Consider the following 16,482-nt stretch of genomic DNA (forward strand, 5'->3'; position numbering starts at 1 on the left):
ATTGATTTTAAAATAAAATTTATCGTTTTTCAATAAAAATATATTACTATTCATTGATTTTTTTCGTTTTTAAAGACATCCATCCTTATAGGATAGATGCCTTTTAAGTGGGATGATTAACATCTTACATATTTACGTTTAAAGCCAATTCTGCCTCGCTCTATTTCCTTTTGAATTGTTTCATAAGCATTTAGCTGTGTGCTTTTCTTGTTGTCTCGCTTCATTTCTACAGGACCAATCGCTTGTGCGGTTGCTACTGCTTGTTCGTGGAGCGGCACATAGGAAATAGCCACTGTATATAAAAAATTATTCATGGCCGATTTTGTACGTTCGGGTACGTCGTGGATGGTGTTTTTCACGACATCCAGCATGTTAGCCAGCTTGCTCTCGGAAAATTCGCTATCCTTGCGATTCCCTAATAGCCAGCAATAGCAGCTCCAGCCCGCAGACATTTTCAGTTCCTCACCACTGGCAATCCACGCATCCGCCACCTCCTGAGCAATCGGTGCCTCTGCTAAAGTAACCGCTACTACATAATCCGACAGCATATAAAAATAAGCTGCCTCCATCCATCGATTAAAATCTTCCACAGTCATGGCTTTTGGATCTGCTATGATGCCAGCAAAGTACATCGCATCATAGTTGCCCGTAGCATAAAGCTCTTCTGCTAGAGCCTGATCGATTTTAATTTTCTTCGCAATAGGCTTCATAGCACCTGTTGCCACACCAAATAACGGCTCATGGGCACCATTTGACATATACATTTTTTTCGTCCGTTCCTTGCCAAGAGCCTCTAGCTCCTGCATCACCAATTCAGCATTCATAATAGCACTTCCTTTTTTTCTGTTTTCTAGATTATTTTTATTATCCTATAAAGAATGTCTTTTTGTAATGGAATAAAAGCATATCATATTAGAATATAAAATATCATATCTGAATATATTTTTGTCAGTCATTTTATATAGAAGGAAGTACCTATTTCCAATTAGCTAGAGCCTATTCCAAATAAACATAAATTGAGCTGCATCCGATTCGAGGGCAATTTGATGATAGTTTGTTGAATCATCATCTGTAATCAAGCGACCTTTTTGCACGTTTAAAATGGCATGTTTAACAGAGTCTGGATGTTCAATCGCATAGTGGGAGTCTTTTAGAAGAGTGAGGGCAGATCGACATTTATGTTTATCGATGCGCTCATTTTTTCCTTTAAAATACAGCTTAATTAAATAGGGCACATCGTCAATGATTAAACCGAGCTCAGGATTGGAACGCACAATTAAATCGTCACAATACCAATTCGCCTTACCTGGTTCAAACCACTGTACGTTTTTATTTTTTAAGAATCTTATATAGGCTTTGACGGCTTCTTGGTAATTTTTCTGGCGTGCAGGAAGGGCGTTATCCACGATGTCGAGTAAATAGGTATCATTAAAACGATGCTCATGGTATTTTTTTAATCCATCACGCAAGGCTTTCCAATAATCTTTTATTGGATGGTACTCTCCCTGATATTTTATATCCTTCACAAACTTTGTCTTTGCTGCACTTCCCTTCATTGTGAAGTCTGTAAATTGTGTTAAACCAATAGATGGCTTTGTGAGCGTCGTCATTTTTCCATCACCCTTCTTTCATCATCGATGACATACTATAGATTAGTATTATATTGGAAAGGGTACATGTATATGATTGATGGGCTTGTTAACAATCAGCTCCTAACAGTGTTCTATTACAATAAGAAAATCAATTTTTTAAAAAAATATGTTTAGATGTGTTTTGACTGGGAATATAAATAGCGAGCTAGTAAAAAGCTCAAAAAAATATTTAGGAGGAATAGAAATGGCTAACAAGCAAAACAATCGCAACAGAAACAACAATGAAAACATGACTGTCGAAGAAGCGGGACGTAAAGGCGGAGAAGCTACCTCCAGAAATCATGACCGTGATTTTTATGAAGAAATTGGACGTAAAGGCGGAGAGGCTACGTCTAAAAATCATGGACATGAATTTTATCAAGAAATTGGTCGCAAAGGTGGAGAAGCTACGGCTGAAAACCACGGCGAAGAATTTTATGAAGAAATTGGCCGCAAAGGCGGAGAAGCTACCTCTGAAAAGCACGACGACGATTTTTATGAAGAAATAGGACGTAAAGGTGGAGAAGCACGCAGTAAACAGCGTAGTAACAACTCCAACGGCAATCAAAATCGTCGAAATAACAATAATAACTAATCACTTTTAAATAGCTTGAAACCCTTCACACACAGGGCGTTTGTAGTTTTAAACTACAGGCGCCTTTTTTGTTGTTAAGTTCCTCTCAATCCACAGGATAAATTTGTTGAATTTCTCCTAATTGTAGTATATATTTAATCCGCTTCTATTTGTTTTTAGAGGAAATGAGGATAGAGAGAATGACACAACTTATAGATAAAGAACTATTTCAGGTAATTCAATCCGTCGTGCAGGCTGTGAACATGACGGTCAAGATAAAACAAGATGATTCAGGTATTAATATGAGCTATAACTTTATTGGGGATTATGTAGGATTTGATGCGAAACGATTAGTAGAGGCAAGAAATGAACTAATGCTTCCAACTTCTCTTGAAATTTATGTCAAAACAATGACCCTTCATGAGCTAGGTCATGCAGTGGATCGACAAGCATTACAGGCGTCACTTCCACGTACAATTGAAATCTTTAAGATGAAAAAGCAACATGCCTTAAAAGAAATATATCGTCAGGAACAACTACTAGCCATGCTGATTGAAGAACATGAAATGAATATTCAATTTGAGCAAACGGCTTGGGAAAATGCATGGATGCTTAACCATATACATCACTTAGTTCCTGAAAAGGACTTTGACTATATCAAACAGCATAGCCTAGCGACCTATCAGCGTTTATATGAGCAAGATTTACAAGCTTATCACCATCTTTTGAACCAGCAGATGGTGCAATTAGTTTAGCTAGAAATAATCATTTCATACCGTCGCGGGAATAGATCAAACCAAATAGGGCAATGTAATACTACTTGGAGGTGATCATTTTGACAAAGGGCAAGCAATATAAACGTCAGTCAGAGTTGGCGGAATTAGCGACAGATTTAAGTCCAGATGATTTAGATGTGCGCGAAGAAAATGCTCTAACACAAGAGCAAAAGAAAAATTCGAGCGAAGGAAATCGTTCAAAAAAATCTGCCACACGCAAATCGCAATCATAACGTAAACACCACAATCATTTCCGATTGTGGTGTTATTTTATCTATTTGCCACTTTTACATAGAACTGTACTACCGAGCATTGATTTAATGTTACAATTTATAGAATGAATGAAAGGAGCTGGAATAAATGATTTTATTTATCGTATTTGTTGGAGTTGTCGTTGTCATAGGCATCGTCAGTAATGCAAATAAAAATCACAGCAAATCACATGAGCACAATCACCATATCCATTCCACTAACGAATTTTCAACAAATGATGCATATCTTTCCTCCCAGGACAGCCAACATTGTGCTGATTCTAGTGCTACTACGAGTGACTCATCCTGTGGCTCCGGTGGGGAATGAAGGTGGCCCATTCTGAATTATGGAGATATTGCTAGTATTTGGTTGAGGTAATCCACACAAAGGCTAACCGCTTTAAAATGAGTCAAAGAGGATCCGCTCCAAAATAAGTCCAAGGAGATCCAAACTAAGGAGAAGCCGCTCCAACTTAGAAGAACCTCCCCCTTAAGAGGATTCAAAGTAATCGAACTAAGAGCAAATTTTTTATAACGTGATAAAAAGCGGAGGAGGTCTGTTTTGCACCGATCTCTTCCGAAGTACATATGTAAAATTTCATCACCTCACCACTAGTAACTATTGCTACTAGAGAAGTTGTGAACTGTTCTTTAAGATATAGCGAAAATGAAGCAACAGGCGTAAGATAGAGGAATAGATAGAGAGAATTTGGAGGTAGTAGTTGATATGATTCGATTCGAAAATGATTATGCAGAAGGTGCCCATCCACAAATTTTGCAGCGGTTAGTGGCTACAAATGAAGAACAATCTCCAGGGTATGGTATGGATGAGCATTCCGAAAAAGCAAGAGCCTATATAAAAAAAGCGATTGCAGCGGAGCAGGCAGACATTCACTTTTTAGTTGGTGGTACACAAACGAATACAACCGTGATAGCGTCTATTTTGCGTCCTCATCAGGGCGTCATTGCTGCGAGTACAGGGCATATTGCGGTGCATGAAACTGGAGCTATTGAGGCAACGGGGCATAAGGTACTGACATTACCTAGCGATGATGGCAAACTAACTGCGGCACAGGTGAAAGCCTGCTATGATGCGCACTGGCTGGATAGCACTCATGAGCATATGGTGCAGCCAGGCTTAGTGTACATATCACACCCTACAGAAAATGGCACGACCTATAGTAAGGCAGAATTAACAGCCTTACGTGAAGTTTGCCGAGACTGTGACTTACCACTGTTTATAGATGGTGCTCGTTTAGGCTATGGTCTAGTGGCACAAGACAGTGATTTATCTCTCGCTGACATGGCTCAGCTTTGTGATGTATTTTATATTGGTGGTACTAAAATGGGTGCATTGTTTGGAGAAGCAGTCATCATCGTGAATCCTGCGTACCAAAAGGATTTCCGCTACATGATTAAGCAAAGAGGAGGGCTACTTGCCAAAGGTCGATTATTAGGCATTCAGTTCGAAACGCTATTTGAAGATACGCTCTATATGGATATTTCGCATCATGCGGTAGATATGGCAATGCTTATACGACAGGCATTTCTCGATAAAGGCTTCGCAATGCGCTATGATTCAAAAACGAATCAGCAATTTCCAATTTTACCAAACCATCTACTTCCAACGTTAGAAGAAAAATATTCCTTCTCCATTTGGGAAGCATACGATGATACCCATACGGTTGTGCGCTTTTGCACAAGCTGGGCTACGACCAAAGAAAATGTGGATCGTTTAATAGACGACATCTACCGTTTAATATAATCAATCAAGCTGCACCTTCCGTCAAAGGGTGCAGTTTTTTCCTATTATTCCCTAACTCTTGCTATACTATAGATAACAGGAAAGGTGGAAGCGAATGACTAAATACGTAGCACTTTTAAGAGGTATTAATGTAGGTGGGCACAATAAATTAAAAATGGCTGAATTGAGAGACGCGCTGCAACCACTGGGGCTCCAAAACATTCGGACATATATTCAAAGTGGCAATATCCTGTTTGAATCGAGTGAATCAGAAGAATTTTTGCAACAGCAAATTCAAGAGACCATCCAAAGTACCTTCACTATCACGAGTACAGTAATTATCCGTACAGCTGAAGAATTCCGCTCTATTGTGAACAATTGTCCTTTCTCAGAACAAGACTTAGCAGATGCAAGTGCTACAGCTACAGGGGAAAGTCTCCATGTTGCACTACTTTCAACAGTTCCAACTGAAGAGAACGGAGCTAAGTTATTACAATATGTAAGTGAAAAAGAGCGCTGCATTATCAAGGGGAGAGATGTCTATCTGTTATTTCACGATAGCATTCGCAATGCCAAGCTTAGTCAACAACTGCCTAAGCTAGAGGTGCCCGCTACAGCTCGCAATTGGAAAACGATGATGAAGCTTGCGACAATGATTGGTGAGTAGGGAAACTCAACTTTTCTAAAAGGAGGCGTGTTTGAATGCGACGGGATCAAGTAGGTTATTTTATTTATCCTTTTTTGTACTTCATTGTTAGAACAATAAATCAATGGAGGAAGCATGAGCCGATTGCATGGGGAGAAAATGTGACGATGATGGTCATCACAATGGTCATCATCTATTTCTTTGTTTGGATGTGGAATTGGTCCAAAAAGCCGTATCAATGGAGAAAAAAGAATAATAAAGAAACATAAAGCAAGAGAGCAAATTTCATTATTGAAATGATGCTCTCTTTTTTTTACTTAAACTTTTCAGGTTTTGTGGCTTTAATAGAGGCAATTTCTCCACATTGGGTACAGACAGTGAAAATAAGGGGTGAACCTGAGGAAAAGATGGTATTCACCGGTCTTAAAGCAGCATAGCCATCTAATTTCCCTTCAGAAAAAGATTGACCACCACAGGCTTTACAACTATATGTATTTGTTTCCATATTCTCACCTCGTAATGTAAGTTTAAGGAAATTATAGCATAGAAAAAACTACAGCGATATGCATCACTGTAGCTCAGAATTGGTTGATACCCCTTGAGGTTTTCTAAAGTATTATAACATAACAACTTATTCATTGTATAGATGAAGGAAAATATATAAATGTTGCGACTTCATTTGACTTTATCGAATTGGCTATTTGAACGAAAAGATTGGGTGTTTCCTGATTCGTGCTATCTTTATAAATGCCAAGAAGATATTGTAAATTGCTTTCTTCAAAAACAAAGAAGTTAAAAAGCAGGTGCTCAAAATAAATTCCCTAACGACCATCTTGCAGTGTATATGCTTTTCCTGAAAAGCTCACTTTCGGTTGAATAGGTCGAATATCAATTTTAAAAATATGCTGTTTCATTTCGTTATGAACATAGAGAATGTTAAGTGAATCATTCATGCCATATTGATGATCTTTGTAAAATCGACCAAACTTATGTGTGATGTAAAACGGGGGTATAACAGTTGGGAGTTTGACCTTACTATAATGCTGTTCAAATTCCTTCACAGCCGCTTCTACTGATTGATAGCCTGCTTCATCAAATTTTTCCTCAAAAGTGGGTGGCAGAGGATGCGCACTTGCATGTTCAATGGTGTGGTTAATTAAAAAAATACATAGTGAAAAAGTAATTTTCTTTAGCATTGCTTGCACGTCCTTATTTAAATAGCACTTTATATATAAGTATTTCGATTCAGGATGTAAATATACGTGTTCACATTTAAGGATATTAGTTTAAAAATAAATAGTTTAATGTTAAACTATTTTACGTCAGGAGAGCTGATTTGCTCTTTTTCGTGTAATTTGAAGGAGGAATTGAAGATGAATCGAGTAAAAAATAAAGTGGCATTAGTGACAGGTGGAGCTTCTGGTATTGGTTTATCAGCAGCTAGCTTGTTAGCAAAAGAGGGCGCAAAAGTAGTCATTGCTGATTTTAATGTAGAGGGTGCTAAAGAAGCAGCAGCAACTTTAGTCAATAATGGGTATGAGGCAGCAGCCGTTTTCCTTGATGCAGGGGATGCTTCCTCCATTGAAGCGGCCGTGAACTTCACTGTAGAACGATACGGCTCATTAACGGTGCTCTTTAATAATGTTGGTCTAACTAACCTGAAGAAAGATTTAGATATATTAAATATTGATTTAGATGAGTGGGACCGCTTAGTCAATGTGAATTTAAAATCCATATTACTAGGAAGTCGTTTTGCCATTCCACATATGCAAAAAGCGGGCGGGGGCTCAATTATTAATACGGCTTCTATGGCTGCATTCGCCAGTGACCAAATACGTACAGCCTATGGGGCAACAAAAGCAGGTGTGGTGAATATGACGAGAAACATTGCCACACAATTTGGGAAGGATCATATCCGTTGTAATGCGGTTGCACCAGGTCTTATATTAACACCTGCCGCGAAAAACAATATGCCAGAAGAAATGCTGGCCATTTATGCGAAATTTAATGCGCTACCATATCATGGGGAAGCGGATGATATTGGTCATGCAGTTGTATTTTTAGCCTCTGACGAATCAAAATTTATGACGGGCCAAACACTGCAAATTGAAGGCGGACATTACCTCGCTAACCCAACCATCGCTGATACTAATAACTGGCTAGCATCTTTATAGTTAATAAATAAAAGAGGTTGTCTTAAAATAGACAACCTCTTTATTATTTGGCACAAGCTTAGCTACATTTGAGGAGCTTCCAACCCAAACTGAGCCCATTCCTCTTTCGCTGGACCATAAATACCTGGAACAGTTAAACCAGCCTGACGCATCAGAACCGTCATTTGACCGCGATGATGACTTTGATGCTGTAGTAAAAATAATAACAGGGAACCATTGGGCATTTGTTGACCAATAAATTCAATCGTTTCAGTCATTGTCTTGTCAGTCCATTGCGATTGTATCGCTTCCACAAAGGCTTCACTCGCTTGGTGATAGCCATCTGCAATGAACTGAGCAGAAGTAGGAACTGGAAAATCCTTTGCTGGGGCTTCAAACGCTAAATTCGAATTCAAGGTAATAATTCGAATTGCAGTAACCGTGTGCCAAGCAACCCGTCCTAAAGTCCAGTTTTCGGGAGTGATTGCCTGATGTAGCGATTCATCTGTAAGGTGATTAAGTAATTTTTGCGTAGCAGCGGCTTCAAATGCCCAAGACTGTAAAAAATGATCGATTGTTTGAAACATGAAATCCCTCCAAAAATAGCCTATGATGTATTATTTTCCTATGCTCCTAAAAGAAAAGCAAGATAAAGCACTGCATAAAGGGGAAGGGCAATAGAGAGCAGGATGTACATGCTCCATTCACCAATCGATAATTTTCGTTGCCACCTCGTTAATTTAAGCTGTCGACAATAGATCATACTAGCAAGTAAAAAAATTAATAAAGTAAAATCCTTTAAGTTATCTAAAAAGATGTTCAGAATATCAACTCCTTTAGGCATTTGCAATATATGTGTCAACAAGACGTTCAATGACCATAAGCTGAGCCAACATAAAAAGTGCGTCTCTATCTAACATAGAAACGCACTTCGATTTATTCGTCTCGAATGACAATAAAAACGCCACTAAAAATTAATAGGGAGCCTATCCAAAAGGAAAGCCCAATCGTCTCTCCCAATAAGAGCCAGCCTAAAAATGTGCCAACAATTGGTTGAAAGAAGAAAAATAAGCCGCCACTAGACGCATTCATTAGTTGAAGCCCTTTATTCCACAATAAAAAACCACCGGCTGTTGAGATAATGCCTAAGTAAAGCAAGCCCCCTGAAATGGTCGGTTGTAAAACACTTGCCAGATCTAAATTCTTTAGCCTTGGAAGGACAAAAGGGGTCAATAACATCACGGCAATCATAGATGTATAGGTTGTGACAACAATTTGTGAGTAATGGCTTGGTACCTTTTTGACGAATACCGACATCAATGCCCACGTTAAGGCAGCAAACAGTAAATAGAGTCCACCTAATTGCTGTGTCACATCGATTTGACCATTGCCTACAACGATCCCGACACCAATCGTGGCAAGAGTGATAGAGAAGCATTTTTTCAGCGTAATGCTTTCTTTTAAAATCAAACGGGCGAAGACAACCATAAAAGCAGGGGTTGTAGCAGTAATAATTGCCCCCATCTGCGCGGTGGATAGCATTGTGCCCATTTCCTGTGTCACAATTGAAATCGTGTTCCCAATAAGGCCAACAAGAAAAATGATCAGCCAATCTTTTTTAGCTATTTTCCATGATTGCCTCATCATGATCCCAATGATCCCGAGTGCAATCACTGCGATCAAATAGCGCATCCAAACAAGCTCTAATGGTGGCACAACCTCCACCACTACTTTAACAACTACATACATGGCACCCCAAATACTCGCAGCAAGCGATAAAAAGATGGCACCGATTATTAGATTTCTCATGTTTTTTTCCTCCGTTTTCATAGATACCTATGCCCTTAACGGAGAAAAAGCGCTTCTACCGTTAAGGAAGAAGAAGTGCTGGTACGTCCTGTTCAAATAATGGAGCAAACATCATAATAATCCCACCATCCTCAAGTCATTTTTTAATAGTATAATAGAATACACATCGTTTTCATAGGGAGATTTCATGAAAGCAAAAAGAGGGGGATGAAAATGGTAATACTTCAATACGAGATGGAAGAGAAGGATTTGCCAACCATAAAGGAGGTCTATCAATCTGTAGGGTGGATGAAACATGATGAACAGATTATCAAACAAGTTTTCGATGCAAGCACACATCAAGTTTTCGCCGTGGTAGATGGAAAAATAGTGGGCTTTGCTAGAGCTTTGTCAGATGGCGTATTTAATGCCGCCATTTACGATGTGGTTGTGCATCAAGCCTATCAAGGCACAGGGATTGCACGTTTACTTCTGGAGGATATGATCGCACAGTTAAGGGAGGTATCCTGCATTCAGTTAATCGCCACAACAGGGAATGAACCGTTTTATGCAAAAATGGGCTTTAGAAAATTGAAAACGGGTATGGCCATCTATAAAAATCAGCAACTAGCTCAAGAATATCTGGATTAAAGGAAATGGTCGGAAACCCACAAATGGTTTCCGACCTTACAATTTTATTTCATTATAATTAGACTGGATGAAATAGCTGTTAGTGGACACCTGCTTATAGTGCCCTACATTCCACTCATTCAAGTTGATTAAATCCTTAAGGAATTTGGGGACAGGGCAATTCCAATCTACATTTGCTATTGTTAGTGGGAAATTATCCTCAGCGGGATTAGGTGTATGGATATTAACTGAATCCAAACCAGCATCCTCCTCTACAAACTCCATCCATATTTGATAAGGTTTTCCGAATGTCGAGAGCCTTTCTGATAAGCGGTTATATAGGGCTATATGTGCTTTGATGTGCTCTCTTCTTATCTTTAAACCATCATTGCCGTACCCGTAAAAATCAAGGTGAGTGTGCCACAAATTAAACCAACCTTCTTCGTCAAAGTCTACAATAGATAGCTCTGTGGTTGTTTGTCGCCATAAGTTACGGAAATAACGCCTTTTCCCACGAAATTTTTTCAAATTACTGTTCCTCCATTTAAAAAGCTGTTCCTTTCATTGCGTTGCCTTTTATTAAAATAAAGGCTTTGGCAATCCACTAAGATGCGCGATAACAGAGATTTGCCCAATATGGTAAGCTTCATGTGAGTAAACATGATGAAACAACCAGTTAAGTGTAGGGACGGAAGGTGGCGTCCAACCATCGGAAAACTTCGGCACCTCGACTATTTCATTGAGCTGCGATTCGTCTAATGTATGTAGAATGTCATCCGTATAATTTCTAATTTGAATATAGCTATCTAGTATTTCCTTAGGCGAACAATCATCGTGAAGGTTTAATATACAAGGATTTTTAAGTCCAATTTCATTCACCCAATAGTCTTCGCTACTTGATAAATGAGAAATAATCCATGCTACATTATTTGGATAAAACTCAGATGTCTTAAACCAAAACGTCTCATCAAGTGTGCTTAGGTAAGGTATTAACGTTTTCCTAAGATCATTACGATATGGAAATAGCACATCTATACATCCTTTCATTTATTAATAGGTTTATTGTATAGGAACAAGCACGGGATAGGAAATGAATCCTTTTTTCTCAGATTAAAAGAGGTCTGGAATATTAAAAAAATCACCTAGAGGAAGGTGATTAAATCGGATTGACTTTAAGTTCTCTTAGAATTAAAAGAACGCCCATTCCATACACAATAGAAATGGCTAAAGGTACAAGTGTGAAGGCTTGATCGACAAAGAAGCCACCTAAAATCAGAGCAGAAAAGCAGACGCCTAGAGTCACAAATAAATAAGCCTTACTTTTATAAATCCATATGTATGGCAGAAAGTGAGAGCCTGCAAGTAAACCAATTGTAAAGGGAAGATATTCAGGTATGTTCATATACACAATGATAAATACAGGTATGTAAAAAGCTTGAGGAGCGGCAACGATTCCTCCTAACGTCCCTAAAGGATTGCCAGTAGCGTTTAAATTAATCCCAAGAATTTTACTAATACCTAAACCGATAGGGAAAATGGCACCTAAGCCAAATATCCAACTTAAACGAACTGCTTCGATTGGCAAAACTAAGGGCATTAGAGTAAAAAGTAAAAAGACAACCGCACCAGAAAGTAAAATGGGAAATCCCTTTTTTACTTCAACGATCATTTCCTTTTGTAAATCTTCCAGTGTTTTATCCATCAACGCACCATCCTTCATGAAATAAATAGAATATAACCTATAATATACCAGTATATTTCTATTTTTACCACAGATGATTTTAAATGGAATTTTTTAGAAAAGTTTGCGATCCATTGCCTAAAAAATTCTTGAAGACCAAGATTATTATTAAAATTGTTGATTAGTGAAAGAAAGTCATTCCTTTTATCTTTCTTACGTTATAAGTACCTATGGAGAATTTTGGGATTGGAAAATGACATAGTCGTCACCTTCTATAGAATGGTTATTACCTCTAACAAAAACGCAATTTACTCAAACATCATGCATGTTTAAAGGTTACTCGCTTTTTTTTTGTCTCAATGTTAGCATTGTAGAATATTGGAGGTATCATATGGGACGAGATAAAAAATTTTCTGAACAAGACCTTTGGCATCATACGCATCAGCTTTTGCTATCTGTTGGATATCAAGGGTTTACAATGAGCTTGCTTGCACAAAGTATTGGCGTATCAAGGGCCGCAATTTATAAACAATATCCAAATAAAGAAGAACTTATTATTCAATTTATGGTTTGGCAAATGGAAAAAAGCATCGAGAACCTTTCAAATGTTAATTTTTCGCAATCATTTGAACAACAGCTTGAGGACTTACTTGTTCGTATGTTTGATATGCGCGACCTACATCAAATTTTAGGATTCGCCTCACAAATTAATGACGTATCGCTAGTTGTGAAGCAAAAAAAGGAAGTATTAAATAACATGCATGGTGGACTTTACATACCACTTCAACAAGTAATTAAGCAGGGTAAGGAAGAGGGGATAATTGCAGAAGATCGTAACAACTTTATTTTGCTTAGCTTCATTTTTCAATTGATTGACATGCCAAACCATCTCAATATGCCTATAGAAAGCTTTTTAAAGGAGATCAAACTGCTTATTTTACATGGTATTTCAAAATAAGTAACAAGTATGTCACTTATTTTAGTTACACATGTGTAACTTTTGTGTATAATGAAAAAGAATTCATATTTAGCAGGATTCAATCTTTGCTCATATGAATTCTATTTCTAATATGGAGGCTACATCATGTTTTTAGCACTAAAAGAATTAAAATATGCGAAGTTCCGCTATGTAATGATGACCACAATTATCATTTTAATCGCATGGCTCGTGTTCATTTTATCGGGACTTGGCAACGGTTTAGCGACTTTGAGTGCCGCTACACTGAAAAATATCGACGCAGAATACGTTGTCTATGAAGAAACAGCAGGGGCTACATTCGCAAAATCGATCCTGTCAGAAAATCTGCAAGATGATTTAGAAAAACAAAAAAATGTAGATAAAGTCGCTGCGTTTGGCGCTTCTACAATAGCAGTCGGCAAAACAAAGTCAAAAGATGCCGATTCGAAGGAAGATGTCGCATTATTAGGCGTTGAGCCAGACGCATTTTTTATGCCAGAGGTAATCGAGGGTGAAAAATTATCATACGACAACAAAAAAGGTGTTGTTATTAACGATACGTTAAAAGAAGCAGGCTACAAGATTGGTGATATTTTACTAGTAGCAAACTCTGACATGAAATTAGAAGTGGTAGGTTATGTGAAAGGAGAAACCTATAATCACTTACCTGCTATTTTCACAGTACTGGAAAACTGGCGTGATTATCAATATGCAGCTCCTGGCTCTGATAATGATACGGACAAGGCTGTACAAGCTTTCTTCCTAAAGGCTCCTAACTTAGAAGATCCATCTACTATCGATAAAGCCGTAAAAGATGTTGAAACGGTTACAAAGAAAACAGCAATCAACGGTATGCCTGGTTATAAAGAAGAAAACGGCACTATTATGATGATGCTTGCTTTTTGTATCGTTATCTCTGCATTCATTATTGCTGTATTCTTCTACGTCATAACAATGCAAAAGACACAACAATTTGGTGTCATGAAAGCAATTGGCGCTAGCAATGGTTTCATCGGTAAAGCAATTGTTGCACAAGTAGCGATTCTATCAGTATTAGGTATCGTTATTGGTATCGTCTTCACATACTTAACGGCTAAAATTTTACCAGAGGGTATGCCATTTGACTTAGAACCGACCTTAATCATTACCTATGCGATTGTTTTATTAATTATTGCATTATTAAGTTCAATTGTTTCTGTACGTCAAATCGTTAAAATCGATCCATTAACAGCATTAGGGAGAGTGGAATAAATGGCGCTATTATCATTACAAAATGTTTCTAAAAGCTATAAAGAAGGCGCTAGCACTGTCCAAGCATTAAAGCAAGCAACACTTGAAGTAGAAGCTGGGGAGCTAGTAGCCATTATCGGTCCATCAGGTTCGGGTAAAAGTACACTACTTTCAATTGCAGGCGCTCTATTACAGATGTCAGAGGGGACTGTAGAAATTAACGGCATGAATATTGTTCATCTTTCAGCAAAACAATTAGCAAGTTTCCGTTTAAAAGAGCTTGGTTTCATTTTACAAACATCTAACTTAGTACCTTACTTAAATGTACTTGATCAATTACTACTGGTGAAAAAAATGGGTGGTAAAGTGACAAAAGATGATAAAGAGTTTGCAAAGCAACTACTTACAGAGCTTGGCTTAAGTGATAAATTTAAAAAAATGCCGAATGAATTATCAGGTGGTGAGCGTCAACGTGTTGCGATTGCGCGCGCATTCATGAATAACTCAAAAGTGATTTTAGCCGATGAACCAACTGCTAGCCTTGACTCTAAACGGGCACTTGAAGTCGTAAAGCTTCTTGCCAAAGAAGCAAAAGAACGTAACAAAGCTGCCATAATGGTAACCCATGATGAACGAATGCTACAGTTCTGTGACCATGTATATCGTATGGAAGATGGCGTGCTCACGCAACAATCTTAATCAATACAAAATAGAGGCTGGTATTTAGCTTTCATCAAAAAGGATTCGTACTTTTGTGTCAGTAAAAGTGCGAGTCCTTTTCGTTATAGAAAGGAATATTAAATGATTTTTATTGTTTAAACGATCAACCTAAGCTAGGAAAAACATTTGATGATTATGCACGTTTATCAAGCCTCTTCAAAAACTGCTACGCAGGTCTTTGGGATGGAACCCTACAATAATCTGTATGCTTTAAAGCCTGATTTTGATGCCATAACGGAGTATGCTAGGCTGCATAATAAAGGCGGATTTCATGTGTTTATGCCTGATACAAAGGAAGGAATAGCAGAGAGCCGAAACTTTTGCTCACTCTATGGCATTGATGTGGAAGCTGCCACAGCTATATCCAATGGGGCTTTTACCTGTTATTTTTTAAATATAAATGTTTTTAATCAAGAGTACATATTTAGAAAAGCTACTTTTATATTGAATATGCCATTTTCAATATAAAGGTAGGATAAAAAAATTAGGATAAAAAAATTAATATTTGACTTTAGTAATAATAGGGGTTTCAACTCTACTATTCAATTTTTGGAATAGCCAGATAGCAAGGAATAAAGCCATGCTTACAGTACCAAAACCGACCCAATTCAAATTTAGGACAGAGGTATGACTGATGACAAACCCACCTAATGCAGACCCCAGTGCAAAACCGAATTGGATAAAGGAGGTATTTATGCTTAGGGCAATGTCTGGATTTCGAGGTACTAGTGTAACAAGAAGGAGCTGCTGGGCAGGAGAAATACTCCAAGTTGCTACCATAAAAATCATTAAAATCAAGATCAATACAAAGAGATTGATACCAGCTAGTGCAAATAAGAGGAGCGTTACTGCTTGTAACAGCAAACCAAAACAAATGGTAAAACGCGAACCCTTTGCATCAGCCAATTGCCCGCCCACTCTTGAGCCAAGAAAGCTACAGATGCCAGCTAAAAATAGAATGCCACTAATTTCGGTCATAGAAAGAGGGGATGTGGCTTGCAAGAAAGGCGTAATATAAGTAAATAGGGTAGCGTAGCCACCGACATAAAATAAAGTAATCGCCAGGGCAGTTAGAATTTTTGAATCTTTTAAAATCGAAAGCTGCGACCTGAGTGTAACAGCTTCTTCCTCCTTGATAACTGGAATTTTTTTATAGATGATAAGCAGTGGAAGAATAGTTAATAAACCGATCAACATAAATAAAACTCTCCATCCAAATATTTCGCTAAAAAATGTGCCAATTGGAACACCCAGCACGAGCGAACTACTTAGTCCCATCAAAATGATGCCGATAGCACGGCCTCTTCGTTCTTTTTCAACTAATCGAGTAGCTACTGCCATGGCTACCACTGTAGCAATTCCTCCGCTAACCCCTTGAATAATTCGTATCCCTAGTGCGTACTCAAAAGAAGAGCTGATAAACATGAATCCGTTACTAATAATGAACACACTAACGGTAGCCATAAGCAACTTTTTGCGATCCACATTGATCGTGAGCGCAATGAGAATTGGAGCGAAAATAGCTGCTGCTAGGGCAAATAAAGTCACTAATAACCCAGCTTCTGAAATCGTTACTCCAAAGTCGACGGCAATCATTTCAATAACGCCTGTAATAATGTACTCAACGGTTCCGATTAGAAAAACAATGAGTGATAAAACATAGATAATCAGCTTATTTTTCAACTCAATTCACGCTTCCT

22 protein-coding genes are annotated in these 16,482 nt (G+C 38.1%); 12 read left to right on the top strand and 10 right to left on the bottom strand.

Going from position 1 to position 16,482, the window contains the following annotated elements:
- Positions 1-116 precede the first annotated feature (116 nt).
- Together C7B89_RS11250 and C7B89_RS11255 are read right to left on the bottom strand one after the other, a co-directional pair.
- Positions 117-824: a DNA alkylation repair protein gene (locus C7B89_RS11250; protein ID WP_115673744.1), complete on the bottom strand. Its 708-nt coding sequence runs from the start codon at positions 822-824 to the stop codon at positions 117-119.
- Positions 825-989: 165 nt separating this feature from the next.
- Positions 990-1,610: a hypothetical protein gene (locus tag C7B89_RS11255; protein WP_115673745.1), complete on the bottom strand. Its 621-nt coding sequence runs from the start codon at positions 1,608-1,610 to the stop codon at positions 990-992.
- Positions 1,611-1,836: 226 nt separating this feature from the next.
- Between C7B89_RS11255 and C7B89_RS11260 the strand changes: the two genes are divergently transcribed.
- From C7B89_RS11260 to C7B89_RS11285, 6 genes are all read left to right on the top strand, one after another.
- Positions 1,837-2,226, top strand: a complete 390-nt coding sequence (locus tag C7B89_RS11260) for a KGG domain-containing protein (protein WP_066038479.1) — start codon at positions 1,837-1,839, stop codon at positions 2,224-2,226.
- 179 nt (positions 2,227-2,405) lie between these two features.
- The gene (locus C7B89_RS11265) at positions 2,406-2,960 is read left to right on the top strand and encodes an integrase (protein ID WP_115673746.1); all 555 of its coding nucleotides are present in this window, start codon (positions 2,406-2,408) and stop codon (positions 2,958-2,960) included.
- 71 nt (positions 2,961-3,031) lie between these two features.
- Positions 3,032-3,214, top strand: a complete 183-nt coding sequence (locus tag C7B89_RS23075; protein ID WP_227744851.1) for a hypothetical protein — start codon at positions 3,032-3,034, stop codon at positions 3,212-3,214.
- 745 nt (positions 3,215-3,959) lie between these two features.
- Positions 3,960-4,997, top strand: a complete 1,038-nt coding sequence (locus tag C7B89_RS11275) for a threonine aldolase family protein (RefSeq protein WP_048393840.1) — start codon at positions 3,960-3,962, stop codon at positions 4,995-4,997.
- A gap of 94 nt (positions 4,998-5,091) precedes the next feature.
- Complete coding sequence (locus C7B89_RS11280) at positions 5,092-5,643, top strand: DUF1697 domain-containing protein (protein ID WP_103117972.1); 552 nt, start codon at positions 5,092-5,094, stop codon at positions 5,641-5,643.
- Between the two features lie 35 nt (positions 5,644-5,678).
- A complete protein-coding gene (locus tag C7B89_RS11285) occupies positions 5,679-5,891 on the top strand; it encodes a hypothetical protein (RefSeq protein ID WP_115673748.1) in 213 nt (70 codons plus the stop codon).
- 44 nt (positions 5,892-5,935) lie between these two features.
- Here C7B89_RS11285 and C7B89_RS11290 read toward each other — a convergent pair whose 3' ends face one another.
- Positions 5,936-6,127, bottom strand: coding sequence for a hypothetical protein (locus C7B89_RS11290; protein ID WP_115673749.1), 192 nt, complete (start codon positions 6,125-6,127; stop codon positions 5,936-5,938).
- A gap of 316 nt (positions 6,128-6,443) precedes the next feature.
- Positions 6,444-6,818: a hypothetical protein gene (locus C7B89_RS11295; protein ID WP_244205644.1), complete on the bottom strand. Its 375-nt coding sequence runs from the start codon at positions 6,816-6,818 to the stop codon at positions 6,444-6,446.
- 177 nt (positions 6,819-6,995) lie between these two features.
- Here C7B89_RS11295 and C7B89_RS11300 point away from each other — a divergent pair, with 177 nt between their 5' ends.
- Complete coding sequence (locus C7B89_RS11300; protein WP_048393834.1) at positions 6,996-7,796, top strand: SDR family NAD(P)-dependent oxidoreductase; 801 nt, start codon at positions 6,996-6,998, stop codon at positions 7,794-7,796.
- Positions 7,797-7,858: 62 nt separating this feature from the next.
- Here C7B89_RS11300 and C7B89_RS11305 read toward each other — a convergent pair whose 3' ends face one another.
- Together C7B89_RS11305 and C7B89_RS11315 are read right to left on the bottom strand one after the other, a co-directional pair.
- Positions 7,859-8,362: a DinB family protein gene (locus C7B89_RS11305; protein ID WP_054549405.1), complete on the bottom strand. Its 504-nt coding sequence runs from the start codon at positions 8,360-8,362 to the stop codon at positions 7,859-7,861.
- Positions 8,363-8,711: 349 nt separating this feature from the next.
- The gene (locus C7B89_RS11315) at positions 8,712-9,584 is read right to left on the bottom strand and encodes a DMT family transporter (RefSeq protein ID WP_054549404.1); all 873 of its coding nucleotides are present in this window, start codon (positions 9,582-9,584) and stop codon (positions 8,712-8,714) included.
- 213 nt (positions 9,585-9,797) lie between these two features.
- On the opposite strand from C7B89_RS11315, the gene C7B89_RS11320 reads away from it, so the two are divergent.
- Positions 9,798-10,214, top strand: coding sequence for a GNAT family N-acetyltransferase (locus C7B89_RS11320; protein WP_048393829.1), 417 nt, complete (start codon positions 9,798-9,800; stop codon positions 10,212-10,214).
- A 36-nt stretch (positions 10,215-10,250) separates the two neighbouring features.
- Here C7B89_RS11320 and C7B89_RS11325 read toward each other — a convergent pair whose 3' ends face one another.
- From C7B89_RS11325 to C7B89_RS11335, 3 genes are all read right to left on the bottom strand, one after another.
- Positions 10,251-10,721 (bottom strand): hypothetical protein, encoded by a 471-nt coding sequence (locus C7B89_RS11325; protein ID WP_054549403.1) that lies wholly within the window; start codon positions 10,719-10,721, stop codon positions 10,251-10,253.
- Between the two features lie 51 nt (positions 10,722-10,772).
- Positions 10,773-11,222: a DinB family protein gene (locus C7B89_RS11330; RefSeq protein WP_054549402.1), complete on the bottom strand. Its 450-nt coding sequence runs from the start codon at positions 11,220-11,222 to the stop codon at positions 10,773-10,775.
- A 127-nt stretch (positions 11,223-11,349) separates the two neighbouring features.
- Positions 11,350-11,895 (bottom strand): DUF7010 family protein, encoded by a 546-nt coding sequence (locus C7B89_RS11335; protein ID WP_048393824.1) that lies wholly within the window; start codon positions 11,893-11,895, stop codon positions 11,350-11,352.
- Positions 11,896-12,265: 370 nt separating this feature from the next.
- Here C7B89_RS11335 and C7B89_RS11340 point away from each other — a divergent pair, with 370 nt between their 5' ends.
- The 4 genes from C7B89_RS11340 (at position 12,266) to C7B89_RS11355 (ending at position 15,250) form a co-directional block, all read left to right on the top strand.
- On the top strand, positions 12,266-12,832 hold the full coding sequence (locus C7B89_RS11340; protein WP_048393822.1) for a TetR/AcrR family transcriptional regulator: 567 nt from the start codon (positions 12,266-12,268) through the stop codon (positions 12,830-12,832).
- 126 nt (positions 12,833-12,958) lie between these two features.
- The gene (locus tag C7B89_RS11345; RefSeq protein WP_115673750.1) at positions 12,959-14,083 is read left to right on the top strand and encodes an ABC transporter permease; all 1,125 of its coding nucleotides are present in this window, start codon (positions 12,959-12,961) and stop codon (positions 14,081-14,083) included.
- Positions 14,084-14,761 (top strand): ABC transporter ATP-binding protein, encoded by a 678-nt coding sequence (locus tag C7B89_RS11350; RefSeq protein ID WP_115673751.1) that lies wholly within the window; start codon positions 14,084-14,086, stop codon positions 14,759-14,761.
- Positions 14,762-14,911: 150 nt separating this feature from the next.
- The gene (locus C7B89_RS11355) at positions 14,912-15,250 is read left to right on the top strand and encodes a hypothetical protein (RefSeq protein WP_115673752.1); all 339 of its coding nucleotides are present in this window, start codon (positions 14,912-14,914) and stop codon (positions 15,248-15,250) included.
- Between the two features lie 30 nt (positions 15,251-15,280).
- Here C7B89_RS11355 and C7B89_RS11360 read toward each other — a convergent pair whose 3' ends face one another.
- A complete protein-coding gene (locus C7B89_RS11360) occupies positions 15,281-16,465 on the bottom strand; it encodes an MFS transporter (protein WP_115673753.1) in 1,185 nt (394 codons plus the stop codon).
- Positions 16,466-16,482: the final 17 nt, after the last annotated feature.

The sequence above is a fragment of the Lysinibacillus capsici genome (assembly GCF_003367505.1).
Taxonomy (GTDB): Bacteria; Bacillota; Bacilli; order Bacillales_A; family Planococcaceae; genus Lysinibacillus; species Lysinibacillus capsici.